Here is a 15,077-nt window from a genome sequence, read left to right as displayed (position 1 = left end):
GCGTCGCACACCTTCCACGAGCAGGCCTAGCCAATTCGATCTGAAAAACCGTCGGGGTGCTGAATCGTCTGGAGTAGCGCTGAACTGCGAGGATGGTCACAATCGCCGCCCTTACAGCCTGAAACCGGGAAGCAAGTCAGGTCCACAAACCAAGGGGACGCACAGTTCGCGCCCCAACAACTCAATCTTGGTTATTCAGGTCGCAGTACCTAGCGCGCACGCCGACGCGAACCGCCGCCGTCACGTGAGAAGGCTGCGAGGCCGCCACCGGTGCCGGCAGTCGACGTGGTTCGGCCGCCGGAGCGACGCGAGCCCGATGCCGAGCTGTGCGACTTCGCACCGGCGCTGCCGCCGGTCTTGGGGCGGTTCTGGCCACCGCTACGCCCGTTGTGCGGGCGAGGCTTGCCGCCGACCTGTGTCTCGACCCGAATCTCGGGCTTCACGTACGCCGCGACCTCGCCGACCAACTCGGTGACCGGCGCCGAATCGGCGGTGACCTGCTGAGTGGTGACCTTGATGGCGGCCTTGCGCATCAGTGCGGCAAGGTCGCTGCGCTGCTCGGGCAGAACGACGGTGACGACGTCGCCCGCGCTGCCCGCTCGCGCGGTCCGGCCGGACCGGTGCAGGTAGGCCTTGTGCTCGGCCGGCGGGTCGACGTGGACGACGAGTGCGACGTCGTCGACGTGGACACCACGGGCGGCGACATCGGTGGCGACCAGAACTCGCGCTGTGCCGGCAGAGAACGCGGCCAGGTTGCGGTCACGGGCGACCTGCGAGAGGTTGCCGTGCAGGTCGACCGAAGGAATGCCCGCTTCGGTGAGCTGACGCGCCAGCTTGCGCGCTTGATGCTTGGTGCGCATGAACAGGATGCGACGGCCGTTGCCTGAGGCCAGCTTGTGCACGAGCACGCGCTTGGCTTCGACACTGGGGACGCCGAACACGTGGTGCGTCATCGCCGCGACCGGGGAATTGGCTTCGTCGACCGAGTGGGTCGCGGGGTTGTTCATGAAGCGCTTGACGAGCTTGTCGACACCGTTGTCCAGCGTCGCCGAGAACAGCAGACGCTGACCGCGCGCAGGCGTTGCCGCGAGCAGTCGGGTGACGACGGGGAGGAAGCCCAGGTCGGCCATGTGGTCGGCCTCGTCCAGCACGGTCACGGCGATGCCGTCGAGGGTGAGGTGGCGCTGCTTGAGCAGGTCCTCGAGGCGACCGGGGCATGCGACGACGATGTCGACACCGCCGCCCAGCGCCTGGACCTGGCGGTTCTGCGACACCCCGCCGAAGATCGTGGTGACGCGCAGATTGTGCGCGGTGGTGAGTGGTTCGAGCGCGGCGGCGATCTGGGTCGCGAGTTCGCGGGTAGGAGCCAGGATCAGCCCGGTCGGGCGGCCGGGCACGCGCTTGGTGCCGGCGAGGCGCGCGACCATCGGAATGGCGAACGCGAGAGTCTTTCCGCTGCCGGTCTTTCCGCGACCGAGGACGTCACGGCCCGCGAGCGTGTCGGGAAGGGTATCGACCTGGATCGGGAACGGCTCTGTGATCCCCGCCGACGCAAGTGCGCGAACGAGGTTGTCGCCGACGCCGAGATCGGCGAAGGACGTGGATGTAGACGAAGACATAGGAATACGAGTGCCTTTCAAGCTGTGGCGAGATTGGCAATGGCCAAAATCGATCGCCGCAAAAGAGCTTGTGCGCCAAACGGCAGAAAGGCCGGGCGAGGGAAGCAATCAACGACGTGGGGCGCACACCGAGTGCGCCGTTGTTAGCGACAGTAACGTACTTTCGCCTCGATGCGGGCGAGTGTCGCGCGCGTCACCCTCCCGCAAGCGCAGGTCAGACCGACAAATCCTTACGCAGTTTGGCCACATGGCCGGTCGCGCGGACGTTGTATTGGGCCACGGCGATCTTGCCGTTCTCGTCGACGACGAACGTCGAGCGGATGACGCCACGGACTGTTTTGCCGTACATCATCTTGTCGCCGTAGGCAGCCCATGCCTCCAACGTCGTACGGTCGGGATCCGACAGCAACGGGAAGGTCAGCGCCTCGGCGTCACGGAATTTCGCGAGCTTTTCCGGCTTGTCGGGGGAGATGCCGATGACGGCAAGCCCAGCACCGTTGAGCTCGGCGAGACTGTCGCGGAAATCGCAGGCCTGCTTCGTGCAGCCGGGGGTCGACGCGGCGGGGTAGAAGTAGACGATCACCTTGCGACCGCGGTAGTCACTCAGCGACACTTCGTTGCCATCGGCGTCGGAAAGAGTGAAGTCAGGGGCGTCGTCGCCTACGGTAAGTCTGCTCGTCGCGGTCACAGTACGTCAGCCTAGGCGAACAGTTTTGAGGCCGCGCATACGTATGCGGGTTGGATCTGCTCTACGGTTGTGTCAGCTGCACGACATCGAGCTACTTCTTGGAGGACAACGTGTCAAAAGACACAGAGCGCATCGAGCGGGAGATCGAGGCCGCTCGCAATCAGCTCGCCCTAACACTCGACGAACTCAGTGTCCGCGCTCACCCGAAGCGAATCGCTGACAACGCCAAGCAGAAGGCCATCGCAAAGGTCAACGAACCGAAGGTGAAGTACAGCCTCATCGGTGCCGCCGGCCTGATCGTCCTGCTGCTTTTGCTCAAGATCTTCCGCTGACGCTCAGTTTGCAAAACGAAGCCCCCGACTGCTCTTCCGGCCGGGGGCTTCGTCGCGTCTGCGGTGATAGGTTGTCGATCTCGGGACCGGTGAGTGAAGAGGGATTTATGTTCTATGAACGCGTCCGGACGGCCCTTGTAGGACGTTCGCTCGTTTCGTTGGTTGCCGCTGCAGTGGTGGTCCCCGTGATGAATGTCCGCCCAGCTGTTGCGGACGAACTCGGTGTACCCGGCGAACTCCAAGCCTATGTGCAGTCGCCGAATGGCTCGTATGTAGAGAAGGTCAGAGCTGTAGATGATCAGCACCTGTACGTCTTCGTGCATTCGGCCTCGATGGACAAGACGGTTCCGGTGCAGGTGCAGCGCCCCGACGACACGTCTGCGCCCCGACCCGTTCTGTACTTGTTGAACGGAGCAGGTGGTGGCGAGGACTTGGCGTCCTGGACGCTGAAGACCGACGCGCTGCAGTTCCTCGCGGACAAGAAGGTCAACGTCGTCACGCCCATCGGGGGAAGCTGGAGCTATTACGCGGACTGGAAACATCCGGATCCCGTTCTCGGCGTCAACAAATGGAAGACGTTCCTGACCGAGGAGCTGCCGCCGATCATCGATGCGGGTCTGGGCACGAATGGCAAGAACTCGATCGCGGGAATTTCCACTTCGGGGACAACTGTGCTCGCGTTGTCCGAAGCAGCGCCCGGCCTTTACCAAAGCGCAGCGTCCTACAGCGGGTGCGCGGAGATCAGCGACCCCGTTCATCAGCAGCTGGTCAAAGTCACAGTCGAGACGTGGGGGCACGGCAACACCCTCAACATGTACGGGCCACTCGACGACCCGGCGTGGGCGGCCAACGACCCGTACGTGCACGCCGACAAGCTGCGCGGTGTGGCGCTCTACATTTCGAACGGCAACGGCATTCCCGGCCGCTACGACTATCCAGGCGAGCCCCGCGCCCTCCCTGGTCTCGACGGTATCGCGCAACAGATCGCGATCGGCGGCGTGATCGAGGCTGCAACGAATATTTGCGCCCACAAGTTGGCGGAGAAGTTGGGCGGCCTGGGGATACCCGCGCAGTTCAAATTCCGCGACTCCGGGACCCATTCATGGGGATACTGGCAGGACGACCTGAAGGATTCATGGCCGGTGATCTCTGCGCCGCTTGGAATCTAACCAGGTTGGGAAGGGAGAGCGATGACCCTCTCACCTGCGGAATTCGAGGTCGCCCAGCTCGGTGAGCGCACCGTGGCATCGCCGTTGAGCGACACGCGGTTCGTTGCCGAAAGCGATCGGGTGTTGTTCCGGGACGACCTCGCCTCGCTGCGGAGCGCTCTCGAAAATGGCGTCGCGCCACTGTCTTTCGAATTGGCTGGTCCGAGGGAGCGCATCTTCTTCGACCCAGCCAACGTCAAGTGCGCGATCGTCACCTGCGGCGGGCTGTGCCCCGGGCTCAACGACGCGGTCCGGGCGATCGTCATCGGCCTGCGGGACAAGTACGGCGTCGACGACGTGCTCGGGCTCCGGTTCGGGTTCGAGGGGCTGGTCGAGTCGTACGGCCACAAGCCCGTTCAACTCACAAGGCAACGGGTCGGGTGGATTCAAGAGCGAGGCGGGACGGTCCTCGGCACATCCCGCGGCGCCCAGCCCGCGACCGACATGGTCGACACCCTGGAGCGGCTCGGGATCGACGTTCTCTTCGCAGTCGGCGGCGACGGCACCCTGAAAGGGGCGCACGAGGTTGCCCTCGAAATACGGCGGCGCAACCTGTCGATCGGTGTGATCGGGGTTCCGAAAACGATCGACAACGACATCTCGTTCGTCGAGACGTCGTTCGGTTTCGAGACCGCGGTCGCGGCCGCCCGAAACGCGACACAGGCTGCGTACGTCGAGGCATCGGGTCACCGCAACGGAATCGGCCTGGTCAAGCTGATGGGTCGCGATTCGGGTTTCATCGCCGGCTTCGCCGCACTGGCCGACACCCATGTGGGGATGTGCCTGATTCCGGAAAGCCCGTTCAGCCTCGACGGTGTGGTCCGTGCGGTGTTGAGTCGGATCGAACTTGACGGTCACGCGGTGGTCATCGTCGCCGAAGGCGCCGGGCAAGATCTGCTTGCAGCCTCCGACCAGAGCGACGCGTCCGGCAACGTGCGCTACGGCGATATCGGCGTGTTCCTCAAGGAACAGATCCCAAAACTGGCCAGGTCCAACGGTGTCGACGTGAGCCTGAAGTACATCGACCCGAGCTACATGATTCGCAGCCTGCCGGCCAACACTCGGGATGCGGCGTTCTGTCAGCTACTCGGGTTCGCCGCCGTCGACGCCGGGATGGCAGGCAAGACCGACATCGTCGTCGGGCTGTGGCGGCGCCGTTTCACGCATGTCCCCATCCCGTTGGCCGTGTCGACGCGCAAGAAGGTCAACGTCGACGGACGACTCTGGCAAGGCGTCTTGTCGGCGACCGGACAGCCTCGGGATCTGCGCTGATCTAGCGACCTGGACGAACCTCTACTCGTGAGTCTTTTTGGAGTCCCTGGACTCCAAAAAGACTCACGAGCGCGCTCGATTCAAGACCGATTTGCCGGTTCCGCAGAGTAGCGTTGCTCCCGCTGGTCGGGCCCCTCTCGGAAACGGAAAACGCAATGGCTGCATGGACTGTGGGTGCGATTCATCGGCGTCGGATGGTGGTGACCGTAGCGGCAGCGGCGTTGTTGATCTCGGCGTCGGCGTGCGGCGACGATTCGAAGGATTCGACATCGTCGACGGAAACGACATCGGCCGCGGCGACGAAGAAGCTGGACTCCGCCCTCACCCAGAAGCTCGACGCCGCGATCGACAAGGCGATCGGCGAGGCGGGGATTCCCGGTGCGATCGTGGGCATTTCGGGACCGGACGGTCAGTACGTCTACACCACAGGCGTTTCCGACAAGTCCACCAAAGAGCCGATGAAGCCCGACTTCTACCACCGAATCGGGAGTGTCACCAAGACATTCACGGTCACCGGTGTGCTGCAGCTTGTTGACGAAGGCAAGGTCGGCGTCGATGATCCCATCAGCAAATACATCGACGGTGTGCCGAACGGCGAGAACATCACGCTTCGCCAGTTGGCTGAAATGCGGAGCGGCCTGGCCAGCTACTCCGCCTCGGATGCGTTCGTGAAAGACCTGCTCACCGATCCGAAACGGTCCTTCACTCCGAAGGAATTGCTCGACTACGCCTTCGCGCTTCCGAACATGTTCGCGCCTGGCGCGGACTTCTTCTATTCCAATACCAACCTGATACTCCTGGGTCTGGTGATCGAGAAGATCAGCGGTCAGATGTTGCCGGACTACGTGAAAGAGCACATCACGAAGCCACTCGGCATGGACCACACCATCTTTCCGACCGACGCCACGTTCCCGGAACCGCACGCGCAGGGCTACACCGTTCAGACGCTGGACAACAAGGAAGCCATCGCGAGCGACTGGAACCCGTCGTGGGGATGGGCTGCGGGTGCAATGATTTCGACGCTCGAAGACCTGCAGAAATGGGCACCCGCGCTGGGAACGGGGAAGTTGCTGAAGCCCGAAACGCAGACGGACCGACTGAAGGTCGTGGCTCTGCCGGGTAAGCCAGCGGGGGACGGTTACGGCATGGGCATCTTCAACATCGGGGGTTGGGTCGGGCACAACGGCAGCCTGCCCGGCTATCAAACTGTATGCGTGTACCTGCCGGAGAAGCAGACGTCGCTCATCATCGAAATCAACACCGACGAGGACTACCAGGGCCACGAGCCGAGCTCGATTGTGGCGACGGCGGTTACGGAGATTCTGTCTCCCGATCACGTCTACACACTCGGGACCCCGACCACGGACCCGCCGAAGTAGCCGCGGCACACTGCACGACGTGACCACATCGCGCACGTCCACGAACCTGCCCTGGTTGTTGTCGTCGCTACAGTCGCCAGGTCAGGTGCTCGGCAACCTCGGACCCAACTGGTTCGCGTCAGTCATGGGAACCGGCATCGTTGCCACGGCGGCTGCGACGCTGCCAGTCCGGATCCCGGGGCTGCACGTCTTCGGGCGAGTCGTCTGGGTGCTCGCCGCCGTGCTGCTCGTCGTGTTGATCGTTGCGGTGACGGCACATTGGATTCGCCACCCGACGGTCGCGCGCAGTCATGCGTACAACCCTCAGATGGCGCATTTCTATGGCGCGGCGCCGATGGCGTTGCTCACGGTCGGCGCCGGGGCCATCCTCATCGGCAAGGACCTGATCGGGGAGCGGGCCGCGGTCAACCTCGACTGGGTGCTGTGGAGCGCGGGAACGGTCGGCGGCTTGTTCACCGCGATGACGATCCCGTATCTGATGTTCACGCAGATCAACGTCGAGCCAGACGCAGCGTTCGGGGGGTGGTTGATGCCGATCGTGCCGCCGATGGTGTCTGCCGCGACCGGCGCGCTGCTCATCCCGCACATGGCGCCCGGGACCGGCCGGGAGACAATGCTTTACGGCTGCTACGCGATGTTCGGGTTGTCGCTGCTCGCGTCGATCATCGTCATCACGATGGTCTGGAGCCGGCTCGCACACTTCGGCACATCAGGAACCGCACGCGTTCCGACGCTCTGGATCGTGCTTGGTCCGCTCGGCCAATCCATCACGGCGGCAGGCCTTCTCGGCAGCAAGGCAGCCATCTCCGTCGACCCGGACCTCGCCGACGGCATGGAGGTCTTCGCGATCCTCTACGGCGTCCCGATCTGGGGCTTCGCGGTGTTGTGGATCGGCTTGGCGACCGCCTTGACCGTTCGAACTGCCCGCCGCGGAATGCCTTTCGCGCTGACCTGGTGGAGCCTTACCTTCCCCGTCGGCACGTTCGTCACCGGCACAACGCAATTGGCGCTGCATACCGGCCTGCCCGCGTTCAAGGTCGCCGCGGTCGTCGCCTACATCGGCCTACTCGGTACCTGGGGCCTGGTCGCCGTACGGACCGCGCGAGGCGGCTTGCGCGGCAACTTGTTCCTCCCGCCACCGAGCACCGGACCGATCAAGGCGCACAAGGATCCGCCCGTTGCCCGACAGGGCGCCACATGAACACCGACCTACTTGCTCGACTGGATCGCATCCCGATCTGGGCGCTGCCGCACCGCTACCTGGCCATCATCGGCCTGGGCTACTTCTTCGTGTTCTTCGACATCGCGAATATCGGCTATGCGCTGCCTGCGATCTCCGACGAGTACGGGCTGACGAAGTCGGAGGGCGCGTTCGTCGCGGTGGCGATCGGGCTGCTCGGATACTCCTTGGGGTCGCTGTCGATCGGGGTGCTCGCCGATCGGTTCGGCCGCTACCGGATGCTTGTGCTGACGATGGTGCTGACGGCCATCGGTTCGTTCGGCGACGCTGCAGCGCAGGGCCTGATCAGCCTGGCGGTGTTCCGATTCATCACCGGAATGGGCGTCGGCGCGGACCTGAACCTGGTCACGACCTACATCAGTGAACTCGCACCCGCGCGGGTCCGCGGCCGCATCGCGGTGGCGACCTTCATGATCGGCATTCTCGGACAAGCGATCACGCCGTTCGTCGCGTGGGCGCTGGTGCCGCACTTCGACTTCGGCTGGCGTCTGATGTTCGTCATCGGCGGCGCGATCGCGGTCCTCGGCCTGCTTGTGCGTACGGTCCTGCCGGAATCGCCCCGCTGGGAGGTGACGCACGGTCGCGACGAATCCGCGGCGCGAACGATCGACGCGATGGAGCAATGTTGCCGTGAGAAGTGCGTCGACCTCGACGCACAATCAGCAAGCGAACCCGACGAACCACAGCGTGGCGGAGAGCACTTCTACAGGCGCCTGACGATCCTCATCGCGATGTGGTTCCTGTGGTACATCGGTAATTACGCCTTTCTCGGCGACGGCGCGCAATTGCTCGCCGATAGGGGCGCCGCTATCGGCGGGTCGATCGCACTGCTTGCAATCGGCGCGATCGGCTACCCGCTCGGGGCCCTTGCGGCGTTGCGCACCGTGGACCGATTCGAGCGTCGCCTTGTCATACTTGCCGCATCGGTCGTCTGGCTGATAGCCATGGCGGCGGTCGGATCATTTGCCGGTGATGTCGTCATCGCGATCGGCTGCCTGCTCGCGTCGATGTCGCTCGGCTGCTTCCTGCAGGTCGCCTACACGTTCACCGCGGAGTGCTTCTCGACGAACATTCGCGCTACGGGCTTCGCGCTCTCCGACGGCATCGGTCACGCCGGTGGCGCGGTCGGTGTGCTTCTGCTGCCGGTGCTCGTCACACATTGGTCGTTCGGCGCCGGCTTCACCACGATCGGGCTCACCGGCCTCGCCGCAGGGGTCGTCGCACTGCTAGGCCCCAACGCCACGCGGCGCAGGCTCGAACATATCTCGGCCTGAGTGGATTACTGAGCGTCGCGCCCCTGTCGACTTCCGGCGTAGGCAAGTTCACGAATGTCGCTGACGAACTTCGGGAGCAACTCAACGTCGTTCGGCCGGTTTTCCATCGGGTCGAAAGCGTTCACGACTGCTCGCTCGGTGCTGTCGGCGCGATGCAAGGTGATCGTGGCTACCTTTCGTGACGGGCCCCGCAAGCTGCTTGCCGAAAGAGTGAAGGTCAGCGCATTCTCGCGGAGATGCGTGGTCATTGCTGCGATCGACGCCGTCGACGGCTGATCGGAGTCGGGCTCGGCGAACAGCCACAGCGGCTGACCATCGAATCGGTAGGCCATCAGACTGCCGTAGCGCGCACTTGCCCAACCGCGCGCCGGAGTGAGCAGGAACCGTCCGAGCGTTCCGGTTCCGGTGGTCGCAAGAGCGAAATCCCAGCGGCGGTCATCGCGGTCGAGGACCCGGAACGCGAAACCGAGGATATCGGGGACGATGCCAGGTGTGCTGGTCCCTTTCGAGAGGCGCGCAATGACGGCGCGTTCGCCCTCGCCGAACAAGTCCTCGAACTCGGGCTCGGCGTGCAATCGGCCGGAGAGGGCTATCCCGCCGGGGTGAAACACGCGGGCGTTCCGGACTTTTGCGACCACGTCGAACGCGGTCTCGAACAGTTTCGCTGGCAAATCCATCAGTTGTGATCCTTCGATAGGAGTGTGAATCGTTCTAGAGAGCTGAATGTCGGCCGCTCGCGCTGTCCATGGCGATGGGCTGCTGCGCAGGGTCGTATGCCGCGCCTGCAAGGGCGGGTTCGGCTTCCAGTTCGACACGGGTGCCCTGACTGAACACCATGTGCCCGCCGATTGCTCCAGCGGCGCTGATGGCGGACAATCCGAGCACATTGAGCACGCGTGCCGTGCGATCGGTGGTGTGGCGTCGCCGTAGATAGGACGCCAGGATCAACGACAGGCCGGTGGCATTCGACGCCACATGGACCAGACCGACTCGACGCTGGGTTCGGTCCAGCGTCGACCAGTCGGCCCAGCCCGTCGCCAGCGAGGCCGGGACGGTGGCCAGGCCGAACCCCAGCAGTCGTCGCGCGGCGCTCGGCTCGGCCGTGTAGTCCAGCACGGACGCGCCGATGAAAGACCCGGCAGACACCGTCACCAACGCTGGATGAATCGGGTGCCCCAGCCACTCACCCCGCAGCAGACCACCTAGGTGCGTCGTGTCGTAGATGGTCGTCAACGCCTTCTGTATCGCGTCGCTGGCCGGATCGAGGTTGGACAGCGATTCCAGCGGACGGAAAAGTTCACCGAGGTTCATTGGAGGTGTGTACCCAATAGTGGCGACGGTTAACTCGGTGGCTCGCTCCACAGCCGGCAGGTGAGTTCAACGACGTCGGCGCTGTGGATCTCTTGGAAGTTTCGGCCCCCGCGAGCAAAGGTCGCCGCCACGGCACGCGGCGTGGTGGCTTCGGAATATGACTGCGCTGACCACACGCACGGACGGATGTGAACAAGGTCGACGCGGGCGGCAGCGCTGCTGTCGTCGTACCGCCATTCCCCGGTGATCCGCCCGAGGAAGTAGCGCCCATCCAATTTCGACCACACGAACGACCCGTCGGGCACCTGGGCGAACCGTTCGAGTCGCCGCGCAGTTCGTTCGTCGTACTGCTCGCTCGTCGCAGAAATTGCTTCCTCGAGGGTGGCCGGAGCTGGGTCCAGTCGGCCGCCGAAGCCACAGACCGACAAGCGCATCGCACGCTCGATCGTCTCGTCGGCATCGACGTCATCTCGCCTCGACCGCATCGGCGCGCGGTAGATCGATTCGAGTTCGGACACATGACGGTGTGCCCGAATGGGTACAGCTACAAACACGAATGACGAGGAGACACGATGGACAGCTCGAACGAGGACACCACCGACAAGGCGAGTGAACCCAAAGGTGGCCGTCCAGGACCTGTCGACCACGGTCGGGACGGCGGCATGGCGACTCGGGAGAACGCCCCTGAGCTGACCGAAGACGAATCAGCCGACTGATCGACTGCGACCCCAAGGCACGGACGTTGCGACGTCAGCGACGCGTCCAGTCCGCCCACGCGATCGACCAGTCGCCGTTGTTCGATGGGTTCTGTGGCGCGCCGCCGGTGTTGACGATCTTGACGACATCGCCGACTTGAGCAAACTGGAAGAACCACTTGGCGTTCTCCCCGTTGAGGTTCAGGCAGCCGTGCGATGTGTCGGTGTTGCCTTGCGCCCACACTGTTTCGTCGAGTTGGTGCAGATAGATTCCGTCGCCGCTGATCTGGGTGGCCCAGTTGATCGATTCCTTGTAGCCGAGGCGCGAGTTGACCGGCAGACCGTAGGTGGACGAATCCATGATCACCGGATTCGACTTGCCGAGCACGGTGTAGGTCCCGGCCGGCGTCCAGAACGAGAGAGTGGTTCCGCCGATGGTTTCGGTCCCGCCGCGGCCCATCGACGTCGGCATCTCGCGCACGACTTTGCCGTTGTCGGTCACCGTGACGATCTTGGTGTTGTCGTCGGCAGTCGAGATGTGCGCGTCGCCGATCTTGAACGACACTTCGGTGTCGGATTGGCCGAACAATCCGCCGCCGACGTCGACGCCGTAGAGCTTCGCGGCAACGGTCACGGTGGTCCCTGGCGTGTAGTAGTTCTCCGGACGCCAGTGCGCGTTCTGATCATCGAACCAGCGCCACGCGCCCGCGACGGGCGGATTCGTGGTCACCGTCATCGCGGCCTCTGCCTTCGCCTTGTCGCGAATCGATTCATCGAAGTGTGCGACGACCACGATCCCAACTCCGTAAGTCGCGCCGTCCGTGAGTGATCCGCCGTTCGAGGTGTTGAGGTAGACCTGGGTCTGGTTGCTCGGCGCCAGAGTAGTGACGACCGCGTCCCGGGTGGTCGACACTCCCTTCGAGTTCACGGCCTCGGCATGCACGGTGTAGGACCTGTCGTAGCCGAGCGGCTCGGTGGTCTTCCAGGTCAGGTTGTCCGGCGTCATCACGCCTTTGACCTCGGTGCCTGCTTCGTTGGTGAACGACACCGTCGTCAGCGTGCCGGGCTGCACGGTGATTGTCACAGTGTCGGTCACGTTGATCGGCTTGGTCGGGTCCGGCGAGATCGAGATGACGGGCGCCGCGTCCGCTGATTGCGCGTCCGAGCCCTGCTCACCGTTCGACGAACACGACGCAAGCGCCAAAGCAAGCACGAGGGCCGCCAGCATTGCACCGATATATCCGCGCTTAGTCATCGCTCGAACCCACTTCCTGTGAGCGCTCATCATATCGAGGCGGCGCGACCGGTCGGTGGAATCGACACTGGGCGAAAGGCATAACTGCCTGTGAGTCTTTTCGGAGTCCCTGGACTCGCAAAAGACTCACAGGGGTGTTGACTTGCCATCTGGTGACGATATAGTCATTTATGACGAAAACGTCAGTAACGATAGGCGGGTCTCACTCATGACCGATTCTGAACTCACCGATGTTGTGGTCGTCGGCTACGGACCTGTGGGTGCGATGGTCGCGAACCTGCTCGGCCAAGCCGGCGTCGCGACGATCGTGCTCGAGCGCGATGTCAAGCCACACACCATGCCGCGGGCAGGCGCGACAGACGACGAAGTGATTCGCATCTTTCAGGCGGCAGGCTTGGACGATCAGCTACTTCCCCTGCTGGACCTCGGGCAGAGCACGCAGTTCGTCGCTGCGAACGGCGACCAGCTGGTGACGATGCGTCCGAGCGGCGGCCGCAACGGTTTTCCCCAACTCGCGTTCTTCTACCAGCCTGACCTCGAGCGCGTGTTGCACGACGGGGTCGCGCGATATCCGCAGGTCTCGGTCCGGATGGGCGTTCGCGTCGAGGCGGTCCACGACGACGGCGACGGCGTGACCGTGTGGACCCGCACGGGCGACCGAGGACGGCAGACTGCGATCCGCGCTCGTTACGTCGTCGCGTGTGACGGCGGGCGAAGTACCGTTCGCAACCTCTGCTCCATTGCCTTCACGGGTTCGACCTACGCGCAGCCGTGGCTCGTCGTCGACGCGAAACTCGAGGCCCCGCTCGACGATGTCACGTGTTTCCAGTTCGTCGGCAACCCGGACCGTCCAGCCGTGACGCTGCCGCTACCCGGGACGCACCACCGTTGGGAATTCATGGTTCTCCCAGGCGAAGACCAGGCGGCGCTGGCAACTCTGGAGAACGCGCGACGACTCATCTCCCCATGGGTCGACCCCGACCGGGTGACGATTCTGCGGCACATCGTCTACACCTTTCACGCTCGCGCGGCGGACCGATGGCGTTCGGGGCGTGTACTTCTCGCCGGCGACGCTGCCCACTTGATGCCGCCGTTCGCAGGGCAAGGGCTCAGCGCAGGCATGCGCGACGCCCACAACCTTGCTTGGAAACTCGCGGCCGTCATCGCCGGAACGGCCGACTCATCGCTGCTCGACAGCTACGAGAGCGAGCGGCGTCCCCACGTCACGCGCATGACGCGGCTGACGCGGTTCTCCGGCGCGTTGGTCCAGACTCGCCGTCGCCGAGTCGCCAAGATTCGCGACATAGCTCTGGCAAAAGCTGCACGCGTGTCCTACTTCACCGAGGGCCGGTTCAAACCCCACCTGCGGTATTCGTCCGGAGCCTTCGACAGTTCGAGACGCCGCTCCGGCGCAGGACACGCGTTCCCTCAGCCGACGGTTCGTACGTCGGCGGGCCGACTGCGGCCCCTCGACGACCTGATCGGCAGCGGTTGGGCGGTGGTCGGTCGCGATCTCGATCCACAAGCGAACATGCCCTCGGAGAGCCGGGAGCTGTGGGCCTCGCTCGGCGCCGCCTACCTGTCCGTCAGTCGGCCTGGTCATCGCCGGACGCGTTGCGCGGCAGGGACCGTCGTGGTCGAGGACCTCGACGGCTACGTGCTCGACTTCTTCGACCGACACGGCGGCGACTTCGCGATCGTGCGACCGGACCGCATCGTGTTCGCGATGCCGGACGCCGGCGACCTCGACAACGCGGCCGACCTCTACACGTCGTTGGTAGGTGTCGCATGATTCTCGTCATCGGTGCCACCGGAAAAATCGGCGGCGAGGTTGCACGCCAACTGGTTACGGCAGGATCGTCGGTCCGCGCACTCGTCCGTGACCCGTCGAAAGCGGTCGCACTCGCCGACCTGGGAGTCGAGCTGGCAACCGGCGACCTCGGCGACGCCGCCTCGCTCGACAAGGCAATGCACGGCGTCGACCGCGTGTTCCTCCTGTCGGTTCAGGACCTGCGGCAGGCCGAATTGCAAGGCAACGCAGTCGATGCCGCGGTCCGTGCCGAGGTCGGTCACATCGTCAAGGTCTCCGGCATTGCCCCGTCGGTCTCGCCCGGCGGTCCAGCGGAGATCGGGCGTCAGCATTGGCAGACCGAACACCGAATCGAGGCGACAGGCGTGCCGTTCACCTTCCTGCGCCCGGGGTTCTTCATGCAGAACCTTCTCGAGACGGCTGCGCCGATGGTCGCCAAACTCGGACTGCTCGCGGCGCCGATGAACGGCGCACCGATCGCGATGGTCGACGCCCGCGACATCGCTGCCGTCGCGGTTGCAGCGCTGACCAGCGACGACCACTACGACCGCGTGTACGACGTCACCGGACCGCGTGCTTTCGGCTACTCCGAACTTGCTGCGGTTCTCACCGGGGCGACCGGTCGGCGGGTCCGCTATCTCGACACCCCGCCCCGTCTCGCCGCGAAAGCGCTTCGGCGCCAAGGACAGCCGGACTGGAAAGTCGAGCATCTCGTCGAGATGGCCGAACTGTTCCGAGCCGGTGCCGGCGCCACGGTCAGCACCACCGTGCGCGACCTCACCGGCCATGCTCCTCGGACCATCGAGAGCTTCGCCGCCGAGCACGCCAGCGCGTTCAAACGCTAACTCCTGTGAGTCTTTTTGGAGTCCAGGGACTCTGTGCTGTCTAGATACATGTGGCACAGATGTGTCTAGATACATGTGGGACACATTTTAGGCCGCGACCCGGAATTGGCCTTGGTAGCGCTTGGTCGGATCGATCATCAGGTGGCCGA

Annotated in this window: 15 protein-coding genes; 9 read left to right on the top strand and 6 right to left on the bottom strand. The window is 64.2% G+C overall.

All coding sequences use genetic code 11. The features are described from left to right. Positions 1-209 precede the first annotated feature (209 nt). Both FGL95_RS31060 and bcp read right to left on the bottom strand, forming a co-directional pair. Positions 210-1,619, bottom strand: a complete 1,410-nt coding sequence (locus tag FGL95_RS31060) for a DEAD/DEAH box helicase (RefSeq protein WP_169594707.1) — start codon at positions 1,617-1,619, stop codon at positions 210-212. A gap of 214 nt (positions 1,620-1,833) precedes the next feature. After that, positions 1,834-2,307, bottom strand: a complete 474-nt coding sequence (gene bcp, locus FGL95_RS31055; RefSeq protein WP_169594705.1) for a thioredoxin-dependent thiol peroxidase — start codon at positions 2,305-2,307, stop codon at positions 1,834-1,836. A gap of 110 nt (positions 2,308-2,417) precedes the next feature. Between bcp and FGL95_RS31050 the strand changes: the two genes are divergently transcribed. The 6 genes from FGL95_RS31050 to FGL95_RS31025 all read left to right on the top strand — a co-directional run bounded on the left by FGL95_RS31050 (position 2,418) and on the right by FGL95_RS31025 (position 9,012). After that, positions 2,418-2,639 (top strand): DUF3618 domain-containing protein, encoded by a 222-nt coding sequence (locus tag FGL95_RS31050; RefSeq protein ID WP_169594703.1) that lies wholly within the window; start codon positions 2,418-2,420, stop codon positions 2,637-2,639. A gap of 188 nt (positions 2,640-2,827) precedes the next feature. After that, positions 2,828-3,808, top strand: coding sequence for an alpha/beta hydrolase (locus tag FGL95_RS31045; RefSeq protein WP_169594702.1), 981 nt, complete (start codon positions 2,828-2,830; stop codon positions 3,806-3,808). A gap of 21 nt (positions 3,809-3,829) precedes the next feature. After that, positions 3,830-5,119, top strand: a complete 1,290-nt coding sequence (locus FGL95_RS31040) for an ATP-dependent 6-phosphofructokinase (protein WP_169594700.1) — start codon at positions 3,830-3,832, stop codon at positions 5,117-5,119. Positions 5,120-5,274: 155 nt separating this feature from the next. Beyond that, positions 5,275-6,498: a serine hydrolase domain-containing protein gene (locus FGL95_RS31035; RefSeq protein ID WP_169594698.1), complete on the top strand. Its 1,224-nt coding sequence runs from the start codon at positions 5,275-5,277 to the stop codon at positions 6,496-6,498. 46 nt (positions 6,499-6,544) lie between these two features. Beyond that, positions 6,545-7,699 (top strand): TDT family transporter, encoded by a 1,155-nt coding sequence (locus tag FGL95_RS31030; RefSeq protein ID WP_277351843.1) that lies wholly within the window; start codon positions 6,545-6,547, stop codon positions 7,697-7,699. Then, positions 7,696-9,012 (top strand): MFS transporter, encoded by a 1,317-nt coding sequence (locus tag FGL95_RS31025; protein WP_169594696.1) that lies wholly within the window; start codon positions 7,696-7,698, stop codon positions 9,010-9,012. Before FGL95_RS31030 ends, FGL95_RS31025 begins: the two co-directional genes overlap by 4 nt. Positions 9,013-9,017: 5 nt before the next feature. On the opposite strand, the gene FGL95_RS31020 is transcribed toward FGL95_RS31025, so the two are convergent. The 3 genes from FGL95_RS31020 to FGL95_RS31010 are packed head-to-tail and all read right to left on the bottom strand — an operon-like array spanning position 9,018 to position 10,808. Continuing rightward, the gene (locus FGL95_RS31020; protein ID WP_169594694.1) at positions 9,018-9,689 is read right to left on the bottom strand and encodes a phosphodiesterase; all 672 of its coding nucleotides are present in this window, start codon (positions 9,687-9,689) and stop codon (positions 9,018-9,020) included. Between the two features lie 34 nt (positions 9,690-9,723). After that, a complete protein-coding gene (locus FGL95_RS31015; RefSeq protein ID WP_206072492.1) occupies positions 9,724-10,323 on the bottom strand; it encodes a DUF2231 domain-containing protein in 600 nt (199 codons plus the stop codon). Between the two features lie 29 nt (positions 10,324-10,352). Beyond that, positions 10,353-10,808 carry a GAF domain-containing protein gene (locus FGL95_RS31010; RefSeq protein ID WP_169594779.1) on the bottom strand — a complete coding sequence of 152 codons (456 nt, stop codon included), beginning with the start codon at positions 10,806-10,808 and terminating at the stop codon, positions 10,353-10,355. 87 nt (positions 10,809-10,895) lie between these two features. On the opposite strand from FGL95_RS31010, the gene FGL95_RS31005 reads away from it, so the two are divergent. After that, entirely contained in the window at positions 10,896-11,039 is a 144-nt protein-coding gene (locus FGL95_RS31005) for a hypothetical protein (RefSeq protein ID WP_169594692.1), read from the top strand. Between the two features lie 34 nt (positions 11,040-11,073). Here FGL95_RS31005 and FGL95_RS31000 read toward each other — a convergent pair whose 3' ends face one another. Beyond that, a complete protein-coding gene (locus tag FGL95_RS31000) occupies positions 11,074-12,273 on the bottom strand; it encodes a L,D-transpeptidase (RefSeq protein ID WP_169594690.1) in 1,200 nt (399 codons plus the stop codon). 208 nt (positions 12,274-12,481) lie between these two features. Between FGL95_RS31000 and mhpA the strand changes: the two genes are divergently transcribed. Beyond that, positions 12,482-14,065 carry a bifunctional 3-(3-hydroxy-phenyl)propionate/3-hydroxycinnamic acid hydroxylase MhpA gene (gene mhpA / locus FGL95_RS30995; RefSeq protein WP_169594688.1) on the top strand — a complete coding sequence of 528 codons (1,584 nt, stop codon included), beginning with the start codon at positions 12,482-12,484 and terminating at the stop codon, positions 14,063-14,065. Next, positions 14,062-14,928: an SDR family oxidoreductase gene (locus FGL95_RS30990; protein WP_169594686.1), complete on the top strand. Its 867-nt coding sequence runs from the start codon at positions 14,062-14,064 to the stop codon at positions 14,926-14,928. The genes mhpA and FGL95_RS30990 overlap by 4 nt, the downstream gene beginning before the upstream one ends. The last annotated feature ends 149 nt before the right edge of the window (positions 14,929-15,077 follow it).

This window comes from Antrihabitans stalactiti, assembly GCF_012932915.1.
GTDB classification, from domain to species: domain Bacteria; phylum Actinomycetota; class Actinomycetes; order Mycobacteriales; family Mycobacteriaceae; genus Antrihabitans; species Antrihabitans stalactiti.
The sequence above is the reverse complement of the archived record's forward strand: the minus strand, read 5'-3'. Positions and strand labels throughout refer to the sequence as shown.

What these genes read in the sequence shown, in the direction of transcription:
- FGL95_RS31060 (WP_169594707.1), bottom strand. Translation starts at nt 1,619, where the DNA reads ATGTCTTCGTCTACATCCACGTCCTTCGCCGATCTCGGCGTCGGCGAC.
- FGL95_RS31045 (WP_169594702.1), top strand. Translation starts at nt 2,828, where the DNA reads ATGAATGTCCGCCCAGCTGTTGCGGACGAACTCGGTGTACCCGGCGAA.
- FGL95_RS31040 (WP_169594700.1), top strand. Translation starts at nt 3,830, where the DNA reads ATGACCCTCTCACCTGCGGAATTCGAGGTCGCCCAGCTCGGTGAGCGC.
- FGL95_RS31035 (WP_169594698.1), top strand. Translation starts at nt 5,275, where the DNA reads ATGGCTGCATGGACTGTGGGTGCGATTCATCGGCGTCGGATGGTGGTG.
- FGL95_RS31025 (WP_169594696.1), top strand. Translation starts at nt 7,696, where the DNA reads ATGAACACCGACCTACTTGCTCGACTGGATCGCATCCCGATCTGGGCG.
- FGL95_RS31020 (WP_169594694.1), bottom strand. Translation starts at nt 9,689, where the DNA reads ATGGATTTGCCAGCGAAACTGTTCGAGACCGCGTTCGACGTGGTCGCA.
- FGL95_RS31015 (WP_206072492.1), bottom strand. Translation starts at nt 10,323, where the DNA reads ATGAACCTCGGTGAACTTTTCCGTCCGCTGGAATCGCTGTCCAACCTC.
- FGL95_RS31010 (WP_169594779.1), bottom strand. Translation starts at nt 10,808, where the DNA reads ATGCGGTCGAGGCGAGATGACGTCGATGCCGACGAGACGATCGAGCGT.
- FGL95_RS31005 (WP_169594692.1), top strand. Translation starts at nt 10,896, where the DNA reads ATGGACAGCTCGAACGAGGACACCACCGACAAGGCGAGTGAACCCAAA.
- FGL95_RS31000 (WP_169594690.1), bottom strand. Translation starts at nt 12,273, where the DNA reads ATGACTAAGCGCGGATATATCGGTGCAATGCTGGCGGCCCTCGTGCTT.
- mhpA (WP_169594688.1), top strand. Translation starts at nt 12,482, where the DNA reads ATGACCGATTCTGAACTCACCGATGTTGTGGTCGTCGGCTACGGACCT.
- FGL95_RS30990 (WP_169594686.1), top strand. Translation starts at nt 14,062, where the DNA reads ATGATTCTCGTCATCGGTGCCACCGGAAAAATCGGCGGCGAGGTTGCA.